The sequence below is a fragment of the Psychrobacter sp. CAL346-MNA-CIBAN-0220 genome, from assembly GCF_040309805.1.
Taxonomy (GTDB): Bacteria; Pseudomonadota; Gammaproteobacteria; order Pseudomonadales; family Moraxellaceae; genus Psychrobacter.
In genome coordinates this window covers 1-260 of record NZ_JBEOPF010000426.1, presented here as the reverse complement: position 1 = coordinate 260, position 260 = coordinate 1, and the positions used below count along the sequence as shown (strand labels likewise).

At 59.2% G+C, this 260-nt stretch carries 1 protein-coding gene; it reads left to right on the top strand.

What is annotated here, in order from left to right; translation table 11 throughout:
- A partial coding sequence (locus AAEY88_RS14240; protein WP_350563440.1) for an acyl-CoA dehydrogenase C-terminal domain-containing protein occupies positions 1–260 on the top strand: 260 nt, incomplete at both ends.

The following is a 260-nucleotide window of genomic DNA, read 5'->3' as shown; positions in this document are numbered from 1 at the left end:
ATGTGACGCAGCTCAATGAGCTGAACCAGCAGTGGGGCGAGCTGACCCTGAAGGTCGGCACGGCGGCGATGAAAAACCCTGACGAAGTGGGCGCTGCGGCGATGGATTACCTGATGTACAGCGGTTACATCATCCTTGCCTACTTGTGGTTGCGCATGGCGATCACGGCGCAAGCCCAGGATGACCCAGGGTTTGCCCAGGCGAAGCTTGCGACCTGCGACTTTTATTTCAAGCGCCTGTTGCCGCGTACGGCCATGCAC